Origin of the sequence: Staphylococcus sp. 2S1 (assembly GCF_046721335.1) — a bacterium.
Taxonomy (GTDB): Bacteria; Bacillota; Bacilli; order Staphylococcales; family Staphylococcaceae; genus Staphylococcus; species Staphylococcus equorum_A.
On sequence record NZ_JBEUUJ010000004.1, the window covers coordinates 12,886 to 32,988 of the forward strand.

The window sequence follows — 20,103 nt, forward strand, 5'->3', positions numbered from 1 at the left end:
AACCAAGCACAGAAGTAGAACGACGACTTCCCTATTATACCATCTGTTAATCTGCAAGCATATGCACTTCCGATAAGTTGAAATATGTTAAATAGAATATACGACCTCACTGTTACATATAGTTTTTTCAATTAAATCATCATTCAATACTACTTCAGAATTAAGTGGGTTTTGATTTAAAATTACAAAATCAGCTACATTACCTTCTTTTATAGAACCTTCATAAGCGTGGGTATTGTTCAATTTAGCAAGCATCTATAGTCATTTTTTTATATGCTTCGCTACGTGTTAAACGTTGGTTTTCACCTAAGACTTTCCCGTTTTTTGTCATTCTATTAACTGCAATTTGAATTGATTCTAAAGGAGAAATAGGCGTAACAGGTGCATCTGTATGAATTGTGAATGTCATATGTGCATCTTCAGCCCATCTTAATGGATCTAAATTTTGTGCTTTCTCTTCACCTAAAAATACATCACGATGTAAATCTCCAAAATAATATACATGATTGATAAAGAAAGAACCACCAATGTTGTGTTCAACCATTTCTTTAATATCACATTGCGTGACTGTTTGGAGATGTTCAATACGGTTTAGTAAAGGCGTTCTTTTATAAGATCCTGTTGCTTTATACGCATCAATAACTGCTTTAGCCGCAAAATCTCCATTAGCATGTGTCACAATATTAAAGCCTAACTTTTGAAAATGTTTAAACGTTTCAATTAATTTGTTGTTAGTCATTAATGGTCCAGTGCGCTGCACTTCCATCTAAATATTTGCTACGAATTGATGCAGTTTGTAATTGTATAGAACCATCACTAAAACATTTAACTCCGCCTAAATGGCCCATACCATTACTTATATTATTTAATTTTTCTTCAATTTCGTCAGCATGAACATTTTTAAAATTTTTATTTTGTTCTAATAGTTCATGACTTAACATCCAACGCGTACGAATTCTTTGAGGAGATTCTAAGAATTTAAGCACACCCTCATAATCTATATAACCTCTACTCCCGATTAGTAAATCAGATGTATTGGTTATACCACTTTTAATATAATCATCTATAGCTAAGTTCATTGTATATATAGTATCTTCTGGCTTAGCCTCAGGTAAAACACGTTGTAATTTTGCAGTTGCGGGTATTTCAATTAAAACGCCATTAACTTTTCCATGTTGATCTCGCCCATAATAACCACCTTCAGGGTCTGGATCATTCAAACTAACCCCCATGTACTCTAAGGCTTTTGTATTAACAGTAGCCATATGACCCGAATAATGCATAACGCATATAGCAATTTCTTCTGAAATTCGATCTAAATCAAAGCGATTAGGATGTCTTTGCTCTTCTAAGGCTTTTTCATTATAACCAAAGCCCATAATCCAACCTTCTTTATACAAATTGTCTTTTTGTAATTTAAAATTCTGAATTAACTCATCTATATTGGATATTTTATTTGCAGAACAATCTACCATCGTTTTTGTCGAACCATATGCCGTGGGATGACTATGCGTATCAATAAAACCAGGTGTGACCCATTTTCCTTCTAAATCAAGTGCCTCACTATCTTTTATAATTGAATCTTGAGTTATAATTTGATGAATATACCCCTCTTTTAAATATAACGTAGCAAGATAAGGTATATTATCTATCATGTCTACAACGTTAGCGTTAATTATCTTTGAAATTTTCATTTAAAAACCCTCCTATTTTTTTACTATTAGAAACCCATTGAACACCTTATTCTTAAAATGAAAGTTTTTCAACATTTTGTAGTTTACTATTTACACTAATACTAAAAAGTTATGTTTAAAAAAATTATTATTTTAATATATTGAGTTTTATTTTTGCATTTTAAAAATTTAATCTGTAATATTGCTAAGTGTTTTAATCAAAGTACTTTTAAAAAAGTATATTTATGAAAGGAAAAGGTATAATTGAAATTCAAAGAGTTTATAAAAACAAAAGGTGCTAAAGGAGCAATATTTATGGGTGTCTTTTATGCCTTAGTAATGTTAGCTATCTTTTTGCCAGGATATAAAGCTATGCCTGGAAATATTGATAAACTTCCTATCGCTATTATTAATGATGATAAAGGGAGTTACGGGGACCAAATTTCAAAGCAGTTAAATAAAAGCTTACCGTTTGATAATATTAATAAAAACATTACTTACATAGAAGCAAATAAAAAACTAATGCATAATAAGTTAAACCTTATAATTCATATCCCTAAAGACTTTTCAAAAAATTTAAGCTCTAAAAAAGACACTCCTGGATTAAATTTTAAAATAAACGATGCATCTCCCACAATGATCAGTCAATCAATGGATTCAATTGGCAAAGAAATCAATACTCAATTAAGTAATCAATTTTCTAACCAAACTGCTAACGCGGGATTAAAACAGATGAAAATCCCAGCAAAACAAGTGCATGAATTAATTAACCAAATTAATAATTCATATTCTGGCGACATTTCTCATATTAATCAAATGTCCCCAAACATGAATTATAAAATGTTGCCTATGTTTTTAACATTAGCTGTTTATATAGGAGCAATGATTGGTGCTATGCAATTAGTTAGTGCGTTTAAAGAAAATCGCCACAAAACTAGTAACATAAAATTATTTGTTTATGTTCAATTGACTGCGATAATAATTGGATTGGCGACGTCTTTAATTGCGTTAGGAATTACATATCTAGTTAACGACTTAGATATTAGTAACTTTTTTAGTATTTTTGCTCAATCAACGTTAAACTATTGGGTTTCCTTTAACTTTACTGCAATAATAGTATTTTTAATTGGGCCAACAGGCATGATTGTAAATATACCTATTTTATTAATACAAACAATATCGAATGGTGCAACAATGAGTCGTGACATGATGCCTACTTTATACAATTGGATAAGTTACATTTCTCCTATGTATTATTCTGTTCAAGGACATTTCGCAAATATTTTTGGTAATATCTCACAGATGCCTTATATTTTCTCAATGATAGCTATTGGTTTAGTTTCAATGTTAATTAATATCGCTATCGTAACTTTTGCTTCTAAAAAAGAAAACAAAGAGACCGTTGATAACTATAAAAGTTCAAGTCCAGAAATGGAGAACTAATAAAAATATTGTTGATTATATTAGGATAAACTAATCAACAAATTATGAAGGAGACTATAAAATGACTATTCAGATATTTATATTAAGTAAATTAATGGAAAAAAACACTTATCCTTATTTACTAAAAAAAGAATTATCTAAACCAATACCTTACGACAAAATGAGTGATTTAACGGAAAGCAAACTTTATTATCACTTTGAGAAATTATCGAAAAAAGGCTTTATTGAAATAGTAGAAACAATAAAAGAAGAACACCGTCCAGATAAACAAGTGTTTAAAATTACTGAACAAGGTAAGCAAATTTTACCAAACATGATGTATAAATTATTTGAAAATGCAAATGAAATTGAGGAAATATATGTTGGTATTGCATATCTTAAGTACATTGACCATAGAAAAGTCGTTAATATATTGGAAAGTAAAGTCCAAGATTTTAAATATAATTTAGATCAATCAAAAGAGTTTTTAAAAAACTATGAAACAGTATCTAAAAATGAGGAACTTTTAAATTTTATGTGGGATTACTTCAACACAAAAACAACTCATAAAATTAATTTTTTAGAGAAAATAATAGAAGCAATTAAAAACAGAGATATCTAATTTTCAAAGTATTTATAGAATATAAGTTTAAGCGTATAATTTAATTACATGGAGTGAATATTTAATGGAGGATATTAAAATAAACAGGGGAGACTTAAAACACAATCTTTCGGAAAAATTTGTGTGGGCGATTGCTTATGGCTCTTGTATAGGATGGGGAGCTTTTATTCTTCCTGGAGATTGGTTAAGTAAGTCAGGGTCTATATCTTCTATGATAGGTATCACAATTGGAGCCCTACTAATGATATTAATTGCAGTTAGCTATGGTGCTTTAGTTGAGCGTTTTCCCGTTTCAGGGGGGCGTTTGCTTTTAGTTTTTTAGGTTTTGGACGATATGTAAGCTTCTTCTCTTCCTGGTTTTTAACTTTTGGCTATATTTGTGTGGTTGCACTAAATGCTACAGCTTTTAGTTTGTTAGTTAAATTTTTAATACCAGGCGTTTTAAAAATAGGTAAGTTATATACAATCGCAGGTTGGGATGTATATATCACTGAGATTTTAATTGCTTCTACATTATTAATCATTTTTATGTTTATTACTATCAAAGGCGCCAGTGTTTCAGGGTCACTACAATACTATTTTTGTGTAGCCATTGTTATAACTGTTTTGTTACTATTTTTTAGTTCATTCTTTAACCATAGTTTTTCATTTGAAAATTTGAAACCATTAACGAATGAATCTCAAGGTTGGTTTAATTCTATAATTATGATGGTGGCCGTGGCTCCCTGGGCATATATAGGATTTGATAATATACCACAAACAGCAGAAGAGTTTAATTTTCCTCCAAATAAAACATTTAAATTAATCGTTTATAGTTTACTTGCTGTCGCTTTAACTTATGTTATTATGCTACTATTTACTGGATGGCTAAGTTCAAATTCGGATCATTTAAATGCTGACTTATGGCTAACAGGGGCAGTAACTCAAAATGCATTTGGCAATATAGGTTTAGCATTATTAGCAATTGCTATTATTATGGGAATATTTACTGGCCTAAATGGATTTTTAATGAGTTCAAGTCGCTTATTATTTTCAATGGGGCGTTCAGGTATTATGCCAGAAATATTTGGTAAATTACATTCTAAATATAAAACACCATATATTGCTATTATATTCTTAGTATCTATTACATTGATTGCACCTTGGTTAGGGAGAACAGCATTAAATTGGATTGTAGATATGTCCTCTACAGGCGTATCAATAGCTTATTTTGTTACGTGCTTATCAGCAATGAAATTATTTAGTTATAAAAAATCAAGTAATACACACGCCCCCGTCTATAAAACATTTGCTATTTTGGGTTCAATTGTATCTTTCGTTTTTTTATTATTACTATTAATTCCTGGTTCTCCTGCCTCTTTATCTGTACCTTCATATATTGCATTAGGTATATGGACAATTATCGGGTTAATATTCTTTGTAGTAAGGTATCCTAAATTAAAACATATTAATAGTGATTATTTAAGTCGAATGATTTTAAATCGTAGTGAAGAAGAAATTAATACTATGATTAATAGAAAAAAATAAATCAAGGCATACCCATCGTTTACTATGCATGTCTTTAAAACAGGTTTGTAAAATATTTTTCATAATATAATGAGGGCAATAACTAATTTTGTAGTTATTGCCCTCATTTCTAATCATTTTTAATTTATATGTTTAATAACTTTATTCTGCAGTTTCTCCGCCATCAACTGGTAGATTAATACCTGTAATAAAAGAGGACTGATCAGAACATAACCACACTGCCGCGTTCGCCTGTTCACTTGGTACACCCATACGTCCTAATGGAATTCCTGATTCAAAAGCTTTCGCTTGTTCTGCTGATTCTTGACTCCAACTTTCAACAGAAGCCGTACGCGTCATACCAGGACAAATTGAGTTAATACGTATATTTTGTTTACCAAATTCTAATGCGAGCACTTTTAGTTAAACCATTAACGCCATGTTTAGCAGAAATATACGGCGTTAAACCTGGTGTGCCAACTAACCCCCCTGTAGATGCTGTATTGACAATTGCGCCTCCACCAGATTCCAGCATAGCCGGTATTTCGTGTTTTAAGCATAAAAATGTACCTGTTAAAGTAACATCTATTACTCGTCGCCAGCGCTCTGTGTCAATTTCCGTCACTGAGCCTGTTGGTGCACCTATTCCTGCGTTATTATGCGCCCAATCCAATTTACCAAATGTTTCCAAAGTTTCATTAATTAAATTTTTAACTTCTTCTTCTTTAGCAACATTACACTTAACAAAGTGCGCTTCTCCACCTTGTTCTTGAATGATTTTTACCGTTTCATATCCTGCGTCTTCAGAAATATCTGAAACGATAACTTTCGCTCCTGCTTCCGAGAAGGCAATAGCACTCGCTCTCCCAATTCCATTACCTGCTCCTGTTACAATACCAACTTTATTTTGCATTGATTTTTTCATAATTTATCTTCCTTTCTTTACATTTTTTAGTATAAATTAACACTATCATTACCTACTATAACTATTTGTTCAGTAACATATTGGAAGTCGTTACTTCCTAAAAATACAAAGACTGCCCAATGCCTTTTTCAACGTTACCAAATTTTGATAAAGAGATTTCTTTGCTATAACGCGAGTTACAGAACGAATATCTTCTTTAGCCACAACGTAGTTACTTTGGTTTTCACCTCCTTTTACAGCTACACCAGACCTTAAAATTTATAATGTTTTTTTTAAATGAGGTATCACCATTTGGACATAAGTATACTATCGTATAAAATCCCATATTGAATGATAAATTAAAATAATCTTCCCTAATCTCTTAAAAACTATTTATACGATACGAATGGAAATTATTAACTAATATCTTCGTTTATCTATTCGTTTGTATAGCACGATTCACATATGTTTGTAATGAAAATTTATTATCTAGTCTAACCATTTAAATCATCTTTCTTTTTAGAATTCCAATAGCCTTCTTTAACAAGTTTCTCTTTATTTTTAAAAGCCAAAATAATAGCAATGATATTAACCACAAACAGTATAATAATAATAATAAGGCCGGTTGTATAGCTACCAGAAATATCATATATAAATCCATAAGTCGGTAAAGCCACAATAGATGCAAGTGCTAAGCCAATTGATGAAGTGGAGTAAATTTGACTATAGTCTTTACTTCCAAATAATGCCGAAGCCATTGCTGGCGCTATTGTTCCAATCGATGAAGTAAACATACCAAATAAGAATAAGGCAACAGCTACTATCACAATAAAATCAGGCATAGCAATCAATAAAATAGTGGCGATTAGGCCTAGTATCATAGCCAATAAACCTACTTTTTTTGCGCCAATTTTGTCTGTTAGATAACCAAATAAAAGTGAACCAACAAAAACCCCTACCATAAGTGCAGACATCATTGCGCCAAGCAATACTAACTTTTTGTCCATGGTTAACAAGGTAAGTAGGAATGTGCATTGTAAAGCTTGATATGGCAGTAATAATGAAGAAAAAGAGGCCTAATAAGAAAAAAGCTGGTGTTTTTTGGGCCGTAGTATATGCAATACCTTCAATGTTTTGTGTTTGTTTATGAGGATCTACACCAGTACTTGTATCTCCATAAGCTTTTGTATTTTTATCCTTAGGAAAATTACGGATTAATAATAAAATGATAGGCGCAACAATAATAAGCACACCTATACCTGTAATAAAATAGGCATTTCTCCAACCAAATTGACTAATTAAAGCACCTATAATAGGTTGTGCAAATACACCAAGTAATCCCCCAATCGCTGATAAAATACCCAGCGCAATCCCTTTACCTTTACTAAACCATCTTTCAATTAAAACAGGACCACCTATTACGGTAATGAAAACACCACCAATAGCGAGTGGTATGGCTAAGAGATACCATCCCCAAACTGAGTTCATTAAACCAAATAAAGCGAACGCGCCCGCTTGTAAAACAATAGCAAAAAACAATACTAACCGTGCACTACATTTAGATAATAGCTTTCCTCCAAATGGTAGAAACAGCAGAGTGACAATCGAAGAAATACTTAAATAGATCGTTAAACTACCTACACCTACATTTAAATCTTGGGATACAGGAGATAAAAATAAACCTGCTGAATTATTTAACGCCGCTTTACCTAACCCTACAGAAATACAGAGCCCTATTAATATTAACCACGCAAAATGTAACCTTCCTTTATTCATTTAACCCACCTCTAAAACTCAAATTATTCATCTCCTTTCTGTATTCAAACGTTTTACACGCTCAAATAATTTCTTTTGTATGCTTAATAATTGTTCAACTTCTTCAGTATTTAAAACAGAATAAACTTCACTTCTCATATTTTGACCTTGCTTTTGGGCTTCTTCTAAAACATCTAACCCTTGATCAGTAATTGTAATTAAAATGATACGTCGGTCATTTTCTTGTTGCTCTCTAACTATATAACCTTCCTTTACAAGTTTGTTCGTTAATTTAGTAATCGCTCCAGAAGTATAGCCTAGAGAAAGTGCAAGAGACGAAGGTTTTTGTGGGCCCTTCTCTTTTAATTTAGATAAAGCCAAGATCTGTGAAATGTTAACATTCATATCGAATTTTTTCATAAAAAGTGTCATTGTAGCGTCGTTAAACAGTTCAATATTATGAATAAGTTCAAAAAAATTATTGCTTTCCATAATTTCTCCTTTCCCAAAAATTATTATGATGTTAATATACCAGTAAATAGCTTCCTGGTAAAATATTTAACGTCATACTAAGTTTACAATATTTATAAATTGAAAATATGCTAAAAAACAGGAAATATAATAAGTTCTAGGGAGTAGCTAAGGAGAAATTATGAGTATACATATAGAAAGTATTGACGCAATAAATATAAATGAAGTTAAAAATTTAAAAATAGGCCAGAAACAAGTTCATTTTATAGAAACAATAACAGATTGTTTAAAGGAAGCTAAGAAATCTTCACAGTGGTATCCAGTAGCGATTTATAAAGATGATTACGTCGTTGGATTTGCGATGTATGGTTGCTTTGGGGAAAATAAAGAGACATGGATTGATCGAATTCTTATTGATGAACAACATCAACGTAAAGGATTTGGTCGAGAAGCTATGAAGTTGTTGATAAATTTAGTTTTAAATAAATATGATATAAACACAATCTATTTAAGTATTGTTAAGGAGAATGATATTGCACGCACATTATATGAAGAGCTAGGGTTTCATTATACATTTATAGATGATTTAAATGGGGAGTTAATATTTAAATATAAACAACACCAAGGATTTTAATATTGGTAAAGAACTTTTTATCCTAACTCACATAAATAAGATAAATGAAAAACATTAGATTCATAATTCAATTCCTCAAAATCTATATCCAAAGATTTGAGAAATTGAATTACTGAAGACTTTTTCAACTTTATATAGATATTTATATCAATTTCTTTTATTATAATTTAACCGTAAAAGCATTTCGCAACCATAAATGTAACAATCGATAAACAAATAGATACAATAATGACAACTATTAATGGTTTGAAAGCACGATCTTTTAAGTCTTTAAAGGAAACATTTAACCCTAATGCAACCATTGCCATCAATAAGCATATAGTCGTGACATTATCGATAATTTGCATAACCATGTGTGGCAATGGCACATAAGTATGGAACAGTGCCATCATGACAAAACCAAGTAAAAAATAAGGTACATCAATACGTTTTTCTTCGGTCTCGCCATGTGATTTAAATCTCATAATTAGAATTAAAATAATACTCAAAGGTATTAATAAAAACACACGTCCCAGTTTTCCTAACAATCCAATACTCAAAGTCGCTTGACCTGAGAAATCCGCAGCAAGAATTACATGTGCAATTTCATGTAAACTTGTGCCTGACCAGACCCCAAATACTTCAGGAGATATTGTAAAAACAGAATATATCACAGTATATGCAAGTGAAAATATAGTGCCAATAAGTGCGACAATCCCGATACTAATCGCAGAATCTTTTTCTCTGGACTTTAATATTGGAGATATTGCTCGCAATAGCCGCCGCGCCACATACCCCAGTGCCAATACCTAATAATAGCGTGAGATGTTTATCCCCTTTAATGTATTTATTTAGTAACAACATTAATCCGATACTAAAAAGGATGACTCCAATATCGATTAATAACAAACCGCTACCTTTTCCAATCACATCATAAATATTTAACTTTAATCCATATAATATAATAGCTAATTTCAGTAACCGTTTAGATGAAAATGCGATGCCTGAACGATATGCTTCAGGGTAACCCTTAAAATGTCTATATAGAATAGCAATCAGTATAGCAATTGTTAAAGCGCCTATCTTATCTAAAAATGGTAGTTTTGAGCCTAATAAACTTATAACTGCGATGATAAATGTGAATAATAAACCATAAATAAATGCTTTACTTTTTAAGAACTTCACTTTTTAACTCCTCCTTTTATCAAAAGCTTAGCACCGCAAAGTTATAACGTGAAATAAATATTAAGTATATTACTCATAACGATTTTGTTATAATAGAGTAACTCAAATGTCAGGAGGCCTAGTTAATGGATTCATTAAAAGTTCTAATTGAAGTAGTTAAAACGCAAAGCTTTACTAAGGCTGCAGAAAATTTATATACTTCACAGCCATCAATAAGTCGTGATATTAAACGATTAGAACTGGAATACGATGTAAAAATTTTCGAATTTAGACATTCTAAAATGTCTTTAACGAGTGATGGGGAGAAACTATTTCAATATGCTTTACAGCGTGAGCATTTAGAACAAACATTAAGACACGATTTGAAAATGCAGACCTGATACGATTTCGGGAGATTTAACAGTAGGAAGTAGTTACACGTATGGCGAATATCGATTGTCACAACGCCTTACTGATTTAGCAAAAAAATATCCTGAATTATATGTTCATGTGCAATTAAATAATTCTGATACAGTATTACAACATATTAAGAATAACATTATCGATTTAGGTATAATCGAAAAAGAGGTTCAAAGCAATATCATATACAGTAGACGTATTGCTAAAGATGAAATAGTATTAATTCGTAAAAAATCATCATCTCCAAATAAAGCAATATGCTTTATCAGAGAGCGGGGATCAGGTACACGCGTTTACCAAGAAAGTGCATTATCACAAATGGCTTCATCCTCTTATTTAGTAGAAATTAATAATACAAATCTAATTAAAAATATGGTCCATGCTTGGTAACGGCTTTTCTATTGTTTCTAAATCCACATTAACGCCGTATGATTTAGAAAAACTAGAAGTAACAAACTTAGACATCACACGCTATTTCTATTTAGTCATACATAAAGATAAGTATATTGATACGAAGCTTACTGAAGTCATCAAAAATTTGGTTTCATAAATTTTGATTTTTGTATTATTTATTCTAAATCTAAAGCACATTCCAATGATAATTTCTTTTATAAATGGCTAAATGTCAGCTTAGAGCACAGCTAAGAAAATATAAGCATCTAACTACATTTTTAAAAATTAGTACTCAAAAAATAAATAAAAAGTATAAACTCTCAATATATAACATTATATAACATTCATAATTCACCCTTTAAATTCTTTACAATTAGCGTCGAAAACATTAAAACAATACCTTGTAACTAATATCGTACATATCACTTTGCATTCCTGTGCACTATGATGTTATACTCTAAATAACAAATAGTGTACTAACATGATAAACACCGAGCCCGATAACTACTACGAATAGTTATCGGGCTCTTTTTGGTGTATTAGCTATGTCGTCGTTAGATTACTTATCACGATTATTCAGCCAATAAGAAAATAATGTGATTATAACCCCTACTACGATAGGAGATATGATTGTTACAAATAGCGTACTGAACATGATGTCACCTCCTTCCATGCTAAACCAGACACAGAAGTAGAACGACGACTTTTATATTATATCATTTGTGAAAGTGTAAGCATATGTACTTCCGATAAGTTGAATTATGCCAAATTAAGAAAAGAGATATCAAATAGGAAGATAACCCTTGTTATATTTAAAAATAATTAAACTAAGCATTGATATTACTATCAAAAATGAACAAACCTTTATAAATAATTTAAAAGAATAATTATTCTCCACTTCTAATTCTTTAACCCTTTGAATGTAAATATCAACATCTTCTCTAGATCCATATTCTTCATATAAAATCATTGGCTTCTTTTTACTTATTATCATTTTTAACCCCTTTATTAATATTAGATTGTAATCATACTATACACATAACAATATATTTAAACTACTTTTAAATTTTCCAAAGTATATATTTCGAACTTCTTTCTAAAGCATCTTTTAGAAAGAAGTTTTACCGTGAATAGCTATTAGTAACTTATTTATTAATATACTAATCTATTTAGCGAGATAAACATGCAAAGACATATTAGATTTGAGCACTATTTTATAAAGATTAAAATGAATATAAGTACACATCTTTCCTCTGAATATATAAAAAATACATCAGATAAGGCAATAGAGAAAATGTCGAAAATGTTTATTAATTTTTAAAGAAATATAGAATATTAATGAAAACACAAAGAAAAGTTGAAATGATCATTAGTTTAATTAGAGAAATAAAAATAGATCACTCAATTTTGCAATTTTAGCGGTCTAAATAATACATAAATTCTTTATTTTTTCTATAATGTATCATTTGTGTTTTTTAATTTAATATATTTATCAATATAATTTGAAAAGATACCATCAACGCCTATACTCAACATTTTCTTCATATCTTTTTCGGTGTTAACCGTATAAGGATGCACTTTTAAATTATATTGATGTAACTTTTGTACAGTGGCAAAATCCAAATCACTATATTCTGGAGCTATACCTTTAGCATATGAAGCAATGAATTTTAAATCTTTACCTGTAAATGTTGATAATTTATCTTTGTCCACCAGTTGTACTAATGGAATTTGGTTATTCATATTTGCAACCTTCAATAAACTTTCTTGAGAAAATGATTGAATGACAACTTGTCCTTCACTTAAATTTTGTTCATTTAATAAATTATATTTTTTTAAACTATGTAAAAGCTTTTCTTCCATTCCTGGATAAACATCAGGTGATTTTGTTTCTATATAATAATTTGCCTCATCACCATAGCGATTTAATATTTCTTCTAAGGTAGGTATCTTGGCTCCTTTATATTTCTTTTTAGCATACTGTGGATATTTTTTGTTAAACCAACTACCAAGCATCCATCTTTTTTAATTCTTCTGTGGTATAATCTTCAACTTTTCCTTTATGACCAGTAGTGCGTTCAACATCTTCATCATGCATTGCAATCAAATTTCCATCTTTCGTCATTTGTAAATCTAACTCAATGTAATCCGCATTAAATTCTTCATGAGATTTATCATAAGCAAAAAATGTATGTTCTGGAGCGTAACCACTAGCCCCTCTGTGTGCAATTGAAACGTTTTTATCCAAAACATTATTATCTTTAATTTCTTTTTGGGAAGAAAAGCCACTAGCACTTATAATACTCGTAGTAATAGGTGTTAATACTAATAATAAAACCGCTAAATAGATCACTTTCTTGGTATTCATCTTATTCCAACTCCTTTAACATTTTATTTAAGCTTAGCAAAACAAAATTACATTGACAACGCTTACTTATTTGCTTAGACTCAATTTGCAGTTATTATTTCATAAATCTTATATAAAATTTATTGTTAAGGAGGGATTATTATGTTCAATTTCTTAAAACCAGCTAAACAGATCGATCCATTGCCATCAGAGAAAGTCGATGATACATATAAAAAATTACGCTTCCAAGTATTTTTAGGTATTTTTATGGGTTATGCCGGTTATTATTTACTAAGAAAAAACTTTTCTTTGGCTATGCCTTCATTAATTGAACAAGGATTTAGTAAAGGAGAACTTGGTATTGCATTATCTGCTATTTCTATTGCTTATGGTTTTAGTAAATTCGTAATGGGAACTGTGAGCGATCGAAGTAACGCTAGAACGTTTTTAACCTTAGGTTTAATACTGACAGCAATCGTAAATTTATTACTCGGTTTTGTTCCGTTTTTCACATCTAGTATTACCATCATGTTTATCATGCTATTCCTAAACGGATGGTTTCAAGGTATGGGGTGGCCGCCTTCAGGACGCGTCTTAGTTCACTGGTACAGTGTAAGTGAACGTGGCAGTAAAACGTCTATTTGGAACGTGGCTCATAATGTTGGTGGCGGCTTAATGGCTCCAATTGCAACATGGGGTATTTCTATGACTGCCTTATATAATTTTGGATATTTAAAAGGTTTCGAAGGTGTATTCATTTATCCGAGCAATACTCGCTATCATAATCGCTATTATTGCCTATTGTTTAATTCGGGACACACCTCAATCACAAGGTTTACCGCCTATTGAAAAATACAAAAACGATTACTCAACTTCATCTAAAGAAACGCTTGAAACAGAATTGACCACAAAGGAAATCTTATTTAAATATGTACTTAATAACAAATGGATATGGGCAATCGCGTTTGCTAATATTTTTGTTTATTTCGTTCGTTATGGTGTCTTAGATTGGGCGCCTACATATTTAAGTGAAGAAAAGCAATTTAACTTAAACGAATCAGGTTGGGCTTATTTCCTCTATGAATGGGTCGGTATACCAGGTACATTATTATGTGGGTATTTATCAGATAAATTATTTAAAGGACGTCGAGGACCGGCTGGTTTCTTCTTTATGTTTGGTGTAACAATATTTGTCCTTATTTATTGGCTAAATCCACCTGGAAACCCTTGGTTAGATAATCTATCATTAATCGCTATTGGATTTTTAATATATGGCCCTGTAATGTTAATTGGACTCCAAGCTTTAGACTATGTTCCTAAAAAAGCAGCAGGTACTGCAGCTGGATTAACAGGACTATTTGGTTATTTGTTTGGTGCCGTTATGGCTAACATTGTATTAGGATTTGTCGTTCAACAATTTGGCTGGGATGCTGGTTTTATCTTGTTAACAATAATTAGTATATTGGCTATGCTAAGTTTCATTTTAACTTGGAATAAACGAGGACAAGAAAAAATCGACTAAACGACTGAATTAATAACTTGAAAATACCCCCAATCTTTTTAATAGGTTGGGGGTATTTAATGAAGAAAACTATATTGCCTTATTACGAGTATTTAAATATAATAGAAAAACATTTTAAAAGACACTTAATTATCTAGAGTTACTATTAAAGTATTATTTTGAGATTGGTTTTTATTAATAACTTTATAATATTTACCAATTGATTCTGAATAATAACGATAAACTCCACCAGAATATTCGTCAACTTTCTTAGCATCTTTTTGCATGAATTCAGATGGAGAAACATCGCCGTTAGACTTATTAATAATTTTTTTTATAGTACTATTTTCACCTAAAATATATTTTGTCTGATTTTTCTCATCATAATAAGCACCTTGGTTTTTTTGATCAGTAAGAGTGAGTTTACCGTGAACTACATTATCTTGTATTTTTGATATTTTTTGTTCTTTATCAGAATGTTTTTTAGGCTCTACTCCCTCTTCACTTACTTTTTCTTTAACTTTTTTATTCTCTTGATTATTAGATTCATTCACATTATTATTTTCTGAAGTACCACATGATGCTAATAGTAATAGCATCATTAATGTGGTTAAATAAATTTTTTTCATATACATCTTCCTTTTAATAAATTAATTTGTTATTAATATACATACTAAAGTAATTTGAAATTGTTAATACTCATATTCTTTTAATATAAAACTACTTCCTTATTCACTCGTTTTAATGTCTTATCATTAGCGGGCAAAAATCACAGTATTTTTCTTATGTGAAGAGATAAAATTAACAAGATTAATTTGTTTCTCAAATCCCAATCTAACAACCTCATTGAAACTATCCCGACTATTTCTATAATAAATTTACGTATGGAAATAAAATCAACTTTATTACTGTACCATCTAGCACTGTATAAACATAGGCTTTTTCGATAAACAGAATAATTTATTCGTGTATAATTTTCTTTTATGAAAAAATAATATTTTACTCATTAAATTTTGGGACTCAGTACATAGGATTATATTAAGAGATGTTTTATATTAAATAGAGGAGAAATAAAAACCATTAAAAAACTGTACCCTTGTTGAAATAAGTTTATAAATTATTAAACATATTTACTTAGAATAAGTTAAATTATGTCAGTTCAAGGTCAAAACGCTTAAACCTGCTTTAACAAAAATAACGCAACTTCTGCTCTGTAATTATCTATATATCTATTTGCATACAATATACGTGCATACGTTATACCTGTATACTGTATGCACGTGAGCGTAATTTATTTAATACAGTATAAGATGTGCACTATGATATTTGATATAACCTTATTTAATCTTTCAATTCTTTAATAGCATCCCTAATCTCTTCTTTTAATTTTTCATCATTCTTATAGCCATTTAAATTGATATATTCCGCATCGTTTTGCACATACTTTAAGAAATCTTTAAATGTATTCACATAGCCTGCATACTGATAATATTGCTCTTCTAGATTATCGAAATCTTCTCTTGTCACTTCATATTCACCATGCCCTGCCATGAGTTTCATTTTGAGTTCTTGATTTTCTTTTTCAAGTTCATTAATGCGCTCATCTGCAGGATAAACAACCGTAGGCTTAATTCGATTACCTAATGCAGTCAGTCGTGTATATGCGGTCGGATTGAGGTCTCTAATTTCCGCAAGTTGCTTCACTTTTTCATACTCTGATTCGGTTAAATTAATATTGATTGTTTTCGCTTTTTTATGATTTTGATCTGGCATTTATATCCCCTCCATAACTAAATAAATACTCAAAAAAATAGATGCTATTTGATTGAGTGATTACTTAGTTAATATTTTAACATATAAGGGGATATTTGATGAGTAATTACTAAATATAAATACCATTTATAAAATTAGTAATTACTCACTTTTACGCTCACATTTTTGAGCGTATGGACTAAGCAAATACTTAGTAGTATTTGCTATTTTTTCGCAGAAAAAATCTTAGGGGGCTTGGGGGATTTATCCACCAACAAGCAGGGTATCTAGGCACGAAGTGGCTAGCATTCCCATTGCTTGCCAAACCTCTATAATGATGTGAAGAAGATTTTATTATGTTATAATACAATCAACGGAACAACGTGTCTTTCGTTAGAAAGCGAGGTGGGATTATGAGCGATCGTAAAACAATGATTGATGAGAACGAAGCTGTCGGGAAAAACCAAAACCCCGACCGCAAGGAATCGAAACAAATTAGTTTTCGTGTGAGCGAATCCGAATATTCAAAGTTACAGGCATCGGCTGAAACTTTGAATATGAGTGTGCCTTCGTTTGTTAAAAACAAGGCACAAGGGACTCGATTAGTGGCGCCCAAATTAGACAAAGTCACGCGCCAATCGATGGCCAAAGATATGGGGAAGTTGGGCGACAACTTAAACCAAATCGCTAAAGCTTTAAATACGTATGGCGAACGCGCAAATATAGAATTGATGCAACAAGATATCGCCATCATGCGTAAGGAGTTGAATCACATATGGCAACAACTAAAATAAGTTCTACCAAATCAACGTCACGGGCCATTAACTATGCCGAAAAACGTGCGGAAGAAAAAAGTGGTTTAAATTGTGATGTCGAATACGCAAAAAGTTCCTTTAAAGCTTCTCGTGAAGTTTACGGTAAAACAGATGGCAACCAAGGCCATGTGATTATTCAGTCATTCAAACCAGGTGAAGTCACACCGGAACAATGTAATGCACTCGGTTTAGAATTAGCCGAAAAAATGGTACCCGAGCATCAAGTGGCCATCTACACACATAGTGATACGGACCATATTCACAATCATATCGTGATCAATGCCGTGAATTTAGAAACAGGTAAGAAATTTAATAACGATAAACAAGCTTTACGTGACCTACGTAAAGCGAACGATGAAGTTTGTTTAAACCATGGTTTATCCATTCCAGAACCGACATCAGAATTACGCTATACACAAGCTGAACAAAACCTGATTGATAAAGGAAAAAAATCTTGGAAAAACGAAGTCCGAATGGCCATTGATGAAACACAAGCAACAGATATGGACAGTTTCAAAGAACAATTACTTCCAAAAGGCATCACTGTCGAACGTGTGACCGATAAAACCATCACTTACAGACACATTGAAGTAGATAAAAAAGTAAGAGGCAGTAAGTTAGGCGATATTTATGATAAAGGAGGGATTATTGATGGCTTTGAGTCCGAGAAACAACGGAGACGCACAAAGTACGAATCAGAACGAACAGCTCCTGAACGAACTCCAAAAGATCAATCAACGCATAGATCATCTGGAACAGAATTTGATTGGAAAGGTTTCGAACAGTCAACCGACGACCAACTCGATGAACGCAAACATCGCGAACGAGCTGAAAGAGCAGAACGTGAAGCTCGGGAACAGGATGATCGAGCTCGAGCGAGCGAGAGCAAAGCAGATCGAATCAGAACCAAAAATTAGTAAGCGAACTAAAGGCTTCGACCTCGAACTTTAAAAACTACCTAGATAAAACAGAAACCAAAGTGATTAAAATTTCCAATCAAATGCTGTCGAAAATTGATACAACCTCTATGACAGAGGATGTCGCAAAGGCGTTTAGACAAGAAAAAGAAGGTATGTATGAGGATCTCAAAGGTATTCGAATGGCCAACCGAGAACAGCATGAATCATTGAATAATAGTTTAAAAGAAAATCAAAAGTTGAATAGCACTTTTAAATCGAGTGTCAAAAGTATGACGCATGGTATCGGGGCATTATACTTCGTTATTTTACTAATGGCTTTAGTTTCTATTGTTACAGGACCTATTGGTCATGTTTTAGGTATTGATAGCATGTACAGTGCGCTACATCATACCATTACACATACACAATCCGCATGGGGCTATTTATGGTACATCGCTTATATCGTTCCTTATATACTCTTCATTTTAATTTTGTGGGCTTGTTTAAGTCTCTTGAGACTGTTTGAAAGATAAAATTCAAAGTACATTTTTGGTAGATAAATAAGCGCTGATAGATTTTATCTATCAGCGCTTATTTTAAAAAGAAAGTTTTTTCTATGGCTACTGAAGATGTAGAAAGATCATTTTGAAAATCAATCCTCTTTCAAAAATTTATCCCATATTAAAAACAATAATTTCATTTGGTACTTGTTTTATTTTCTTAGTAGAACATTTACCCTTAAATATTACTTATGCAAGCTAGACGGGTTTAGGTCTTGCTTTAAAAACACTTGTATCAGTCATTATTTCCAATGAAAGTGTTAATTTAGTGAGTATTTTATCCGGAGTTATATAAAAGATAACTACGTAGAACTACGTATTACTGATTTAGAACCTTTTTTCTTTGTATGTGCTTTATCAGCATAAAAAGTATAATTCACCTTATATGTAGGCCTAGCATTGGGGCTATTCTTATCTTTATATGCTTGTGCACTGTAATAAACGGTTTTTTTATTACTTTGATAAAATAAGTTAGCAATATTATTAATCCACTTAGCAGCAGATGGTACTTTCGTAATAGCTGAAATTGAAACAGATAAAGACCCTATAGTTAATTTAGTCGCTTTATTACTACCACTATAAGCACTTCCATATTTCACCCAACTTCTTTTTTTACTTGCTTCCTGAGTGATACTTTCATCCGTGTTTTCAATAGGCGTAGTATTTTGGACAATTTCTTTTACATCTGAAGGATCACCACTTTGAATTACTTCTTGTGCTTCAATAAATTGAGGGGTAATCGTTGCAATCATAAAACTAAGTATAAAACTAACAACAATAATTTTTTTCTTGATGAACATAATTATTTTTTACTCCTTTTCTTATCTAACCTATCTAAAATTAAAATAAACAATGTGAAAATTATGTATATTAAAATAAGTGGAAATAAGGTGATTTTATCGTTAATAAATAAAGCTAAAAGTGCGATAGCAAATATTAATGCAATAATTCTTAAAATTGTAGTGAGTTTCATAAATTCTCTCCTCTCCCGTTAAAGATAACAAAAAATTAAAGTTTTTTATATATAATATCAAAATTTTTCCTTATTTCTTTTAAATTTATATATTATATATATAAATTCGTTAATTATATCGAAATGAATATATACTACTGAATAAATTTGAAACACACCTACTTAGGGGGCCTTTATTCTAATTTTAAAGGGCCATTTAAAAGAATTAGTGACGTTAATATAGATTTGTGTCCAAATGCTTATATTAGCCCTTAAAACGCAAATGTGAGGCGAATAAATGTATTTTCATTTCATAAGCAAAAATTCCGAGAAA

17 protein-coding genes and 7 pseudogenes are annotated in these 20,103 nt (G+C 31.1%); 10 read left to right on the forward strand and 14 right to left on the reverse strand.

Annotated elements, in window-relative coordinates; genetic code table 11:
• Positions 1-87 precede the first annotated feature (87 nt).
• Genes ABLV90_RS15240 through ABLV90_RS15250 form a run of 3 tightly spaced genes read right to left on the reverse strand, consistent with a single transcriptional unit; the run spans position 88 to position 1,694 of the window.
• Positions 88-255 carry a hypothetical protein gene (locus ABLV90_RS15240; protein ID WP_460872895.1) on the reverse strand — a complete coding sequence of 56 codons (168 nt, stop codon included), beginning with the start codon at positions 253-255 and terminating at the stop codon, positions 88-90.
• The gene (locus ABLV90_RS15245) at positions 245-766 is read right to left on the reverse strand and encodes an amidohydrolase family protein (RefSeq protein ID WP_460872896.1); all 522 of its coding nucleotides are present in this window, start codon (positions 764-766) and stop codon (positions 245-247) included. The genes ABLV90_RS15240 and ABLV90_RS15245 overlap by 11 nt, the downstream gene beginning before the upstream one ends.
• A complete protein-coding gene (locus ABLV90_RS15250) occupies positions 732-1,694 on the reverse strand; it encodes an amidohydrolase family protein (RefSeq protein WP_460872897.1) in 963 nt (320 codons plus the stop codon). Before ABLV90_RS15250 ends, ABLV90_RS15245 begins: the two co-directional genes overlap by 35 nt.
• A 243-nt stretch (positions 1,695-1,937) precedes the next feature.
• On the opposite strand from ABLV90_RS15250, the gene ABLV90_RS15255 reads away from it, so the two are divergent.
• The 3 genes and pseudogenes from ABLV90_RS15255 (at position 1,938) to ABLV90_RS15265 (ending at position 5,244) form a co-directional block, all read left to right on the forward strand.
• The gene (locus tag ABLV90_RS15255) at positions 1,938-3,116 is read left to right on the forward strand and encodes a YhgE/Pip domain-containing protein (protein ID WP_460872898.1); all 1,179 of its coding nucleotides are present in this window, start codon (positions 1,938-1,940) and stop codon (positions 3,114-3,116) included.
• 61 nt (positions 3,117-3,177) lie between these two features.
• Positions 3,178-3,717 (forward strand): PadR family transcriptional regulator, encoded by a 540-nt coding sequence (locus ABLV90_RS15260; RefSeq protein ID WP_426429266.1) that lies wholly within the window; start codon positions 3,178-3,180, stop codon positions 3,715-3,717.
• 64 nt (positions 3,718-3,781) lie between these two features.
• Positions 3,782-5,244 (forward strand): annotated as a pseudogene (locus tag ABLV90_RS15265) (APC family permease).
• Positions 5,245-5,385: 141 nt separating this feature from the next.
• Here the strand turns inward: ABLV90_RS15265 and ABLV90_RS15270 are convergent.
• From ABLV90_RS15270 to ABLV90_RS15290, 5 genes and pseudogenes are all read right to left on the reverse strand, one after another.
• Positions 5,386-5,640, reverse strand: a complete 255-nt coding sequence (locus ABLV90_RS15270) for an SDR family oxidoreductase (protein ID WP_460872899.1) — start codon at positions 5,638-5,640, stop codon at positions 5,386-5,388.
• Positions 5,618-6,148 (reverse strand): SDR family NAD(P)-dependent oxidoreductase, encoded by a 531-nt coding sequence (locus ABLV90_RS15275; protein WP_460872900.1) that lies wholly within the window; start codon positions 6,146-6,148, stop codon positions 5,618-5,620. Before ABLV90_RS15275 ends, ABLV90_RS15270 begins: the two co-directional genes overlap by 23 nt.
• Before the next feature lie 473 nt (positions 6,149-6,621).
• On the reverse strand, positions 6,622-7,134 hold the full coding sequence (locus tag ABLV90_RS15280; RefSeq protein WP_460872901.1) for an MFS transporter: 513 nt from the start codon (positions 7,132-7,134) through the stop codon (positions 6,622-6,624).
• 52 nt (positions 7,135-7,186) lie between these two features.
• Positions 7,187-7,903 (reverse strand): annotated as a pseudogene (locus ABLV90_RS15285) (MFS transporter); the annotation flags it as partial.
• 27 nt (positions 7,904-7,930) lie between these two features.
• A complete protein-coding gene (locus tag ABLV90_RS15290; RefSeq protein ID WP_426429270.1) occupies positions 7,931-8,374 on the reverse strand; it encodes a MarR family winged helix-turn-helix transcriptional regulator in 444 nt (147 codons plus the stop codon).
• A gap of 160 nt (positions 8,375-8,534) precedes the next feature.
• On the opposite strand from ABLV90_RS15290, the gene ABLV90_RS15295 reads away from it, so the two are divergent.
• Complete coding sequence (locus tag ABLV90_RS15295) at positions 8,535-8,987, forward strand: GNAT family N-acetyltransferase (RefSeq protein ID WP_426429271.1); 453 nt, start codon at positions 8,535-8,537, stop codon at positions 8,985-8,987.
• Between the two features lie 167 nt (positions 8,988-9,154).
• Here the strand turns inward: ABLV90_RS15295 and ABLV90_RS15300 are convergent.
• Positions 9,155-10,151, reverse strand: a pseudogene (locus ABLV90_RS15300) (YeiH family protein).
• 125 nt (positions 10,152-10,276) lie between these two features.
• Between ABLV90_RS15300 and ABLV90_RS15305 the strand changes: the two are divergent.
• Positions 10,277-11,100 (forward strand): annotated as a pseudogene (locus ABLV90_RS15305) (LysR family transcriptional regulator).
• A 402-nt stretch (positions 11,101-11,502) separates the two neighbouring features.
• On the opposite strand, the gene ABLV90_RS15310 reads toward ABLV90_RS15305, so the two are convergent.
• Positions 11,503-11,598 carry a type I toxin-antitoxin system Fst family toxin gene (locus ABLV90_RS15310; RefSeq protein WP_155759074.1) on the reverse strand — a complete coding sequence of 32 codons (96 nt, stop codon included), beginning with the start codon at positions 11,596-11,598 and terminating at the stop codon, positions 11,503-11,505.
• Positions 11,599-12,395: 797 nt separating this feature from the next.
• Positions 12,396-13,191: pseudogene (locus ABLV90_RS15315) on the reverse strand (glycerophosphodiester phosphodiesterase).
• Positions 13,192-13,452: 261 nt separating this feature from the next.
• Between ABLV90_RS15315 and glpT the strand changes: the two are divergent.
• A pseudogene (glpT, locus tag ABLV90_RS15320) lies at positions 13,453-14,812 on the forward strand (glycerol-3-phosphate transporter).
• A 125-nt stretch (positions 14,813-14,937) separates the two neighbouring features.
• Here the strand turns inward: glpT and ABLV90_RS15325 are convergent.
• Both ABLV90_RS15325 and ABLV90_RS15330 read right to left on the reverse strand, forming a co-directional pair.
• Positions 14,938-15,420 (reverse strand): hypothetical protein, encoded by a 483-nt coding sequence (locus tag ABLV90_RS15325; protein WP_427708411.1) that lies wholly within the window; start codon positions 15,418-15,420, stop codon positions 14,938-14,940.
• A 712-nt stretch (positions 15,421-16,132) separates the two neighbouring features.
• Positions 16,133-16,564 (reverse strand): plasmid mobilization protein, encoded by a 432-nt coding sequence (locus ABLV90_RS15330; protein ID WP_427708413.1) that lies wholly within the window; start codon positions 16,562-16,564, stop codon positions 16,133-16,135.
• Positions 16,565-16,956: 392 nt separating this feature from the next.
• On the opposite strand from ABLV90_RS15330, the gene ABLV90_RS15335 reads away from it, so the two are divergent.
• The 4 genes and pseudogenes from ABLV90_RS15335 to ABLV90_RS15350 form a co-directional block, all read left to right on the forward strand.
• Positions 16,957-17,337, forward strand: coding sequence for a plasmid mobilization protein (locus ABLV90_RS15335; RefSeq protein ID WP_460872902.1), 381 nt, complete (start codon positions 16,957-16,959; stop codon positions 17,335-17,337).
• Complete coding sequence (locus ABLV90_RS15340; RefSeq protein ID WP_460872903.1) at positions 17,319-18,275, forward strand: relaxase/mobilization nuclease domain-containing protein; 957 nt, start codon at positions 17,319-17,321, stop codon at positions 18,273-18,275. The genes ABLV90_RS15335 and ABLV90_RS15340 overlap by 19 nt, the downstream gene beginning before the upstream one ends.
• Before the next feature lie 83 nt (positions 18,276-18,358).
• Positions 18,359-18,790, forward strand: a complete 432-nt coding sequence (locus ABLV90_RS15345; RefSeq protein ID WP_427708417.1) for a DUF334 domain-containing protein — start codon at positions 18,359-18,361, stop codon at positions 18,788-18,790.
• A 130-nt stretch (positions 18,791-18,920) separates the two neighbouring features.
• A pseudogene (locus ABLV90_RS15350) lies at positions 18,921-19,112 on the forward strand (SMR family transporter); the annotation flags it as partial.
• A 7-nt stretch (positions 19,113-19,119) separates the two neighbouring features.
• On the opposite strand, the gene ABLV90_RS15355 reads toward ABLV90_RS15350, so the two are convergent.
• Complete coding sequence (locus ABLV90_RS15355) at positions 19,120-19,569, reverse strand: hypothetical protein (protein ID WP_460872904.1); 450 nt, start codon at positions 19,567-19,569, stop codon at positions 19,120-19,122.
• Positions 19,570-20,103: the final 534 nt, after the last annotated feature.

Excerpts from the sequence above, each read along its gene's own strand:
- ABLV90_RS15240 (WP_460872895.1), bottom strand. The coding sequence starts at position 255 with ATGCTTGCTAAATTGAACAATACCCACGCTTATGAAGGTTCTATAAAA.
- ABLV90_RS15245 (WP_460872896.1), bottom strand. The coding sequence starts at position 766 with ATGGAAGTGCAGCGCACTGGACCATTAATGACTAACAACAAATTAATT.
- ABLV90_RS15250 (WP_460872897.1), bottom strand. The coding sequence starts at position 1,694 with ATGAAAATTTCAAAGATAATTAACGCTAACGTTGTAGACATGATAGAT.
- ABLV90_RS15260 (WP_426429266.1), top strand. The coding sequence starts at position 3,178 with ATGACTATTCAGATATTTATATTAAGTAAATTAATGGAAAAAAACACT.
- ABLV90_RS15275 (WP_460872900.1), bottom strand. The coding sequence starts at position 6,148 with ATGAAAAAATCAATGCAAAATAAAGTTGGTATTGTAACAGGAGCAGGT.
- ABLV90_RS15280 (WP_460872901.1), bottom strand. The coding sequence starts at position 7,134 with ATGGACAAAAAGTTAGTATTGCTTGGCGCAATGATGTCTGCACTTATG.
- ABLV90_RS15290 (WP_426429270.1), bottom strand. The coding sequence starts at position 8,374 with ATGGAAAGCAATAATTTTTTTGAACTTATTCATAATATTGAACTGTTT.
- ABLV90_RS15295 (WP_426429271.1), top strand. The coding sequence starts at position 8,535 with ATGAGTATACATATAGAAAGTATTGACGCAATAAATATAAATGAAGTT.
- ABLV90_RS15310 (WP_155759074.1), bottom strand. The coding sequence starts at position 11,598 with ATGTTCAGTACGCTATTTGTAACAATCATATCTCCTATCGTAGTAGGG.
- ABLV90_RS15325 (WP_427708411.1), bottom strand. The coding sequence starts at position 15,420 with ATGAAAAAAATTTATTTAACCACATTAATGATGCTATTACTATTAGCA.
- ABLV90_RS15330 (WP_427708413.1), bottom strand. The coding sequence starts at position 16,564 with ATGCCAGATCAAAATCATAAAAAAGCGAAAACAATCAATATTAATTTA.
- ABLV90_RS15335 (WP_460872902.1), top strand. The coding sequence starts at position 16,957 with ATGAGCGATCGTAAAACAATGATTGATGAGAACGAAGCTGTCGGGAAA.
- ABLV90_RS15340 (WP_460872903.1), top strand. The coding sequence starts at position 17,319 with ATGGCAACAACTAAAATAAGTTCTACCAAATCAACGTCACGGGCCATT.
- ABLV90_RS15345 (WP_427708417.1), top strand. The coding sequence starts at position 18,359 with ATGCTGTCGAAAATTGATACAACCTCTATGACAGAGGATGTCGCAAAG.
- ABLV90_RS15355 (WP_460872904.1), bottom strand. The coding sequence starts at position 19,569 with ATGATTGCAACGATTACCCCTCAATTTATTGAAGCACAAGAAGTAATT.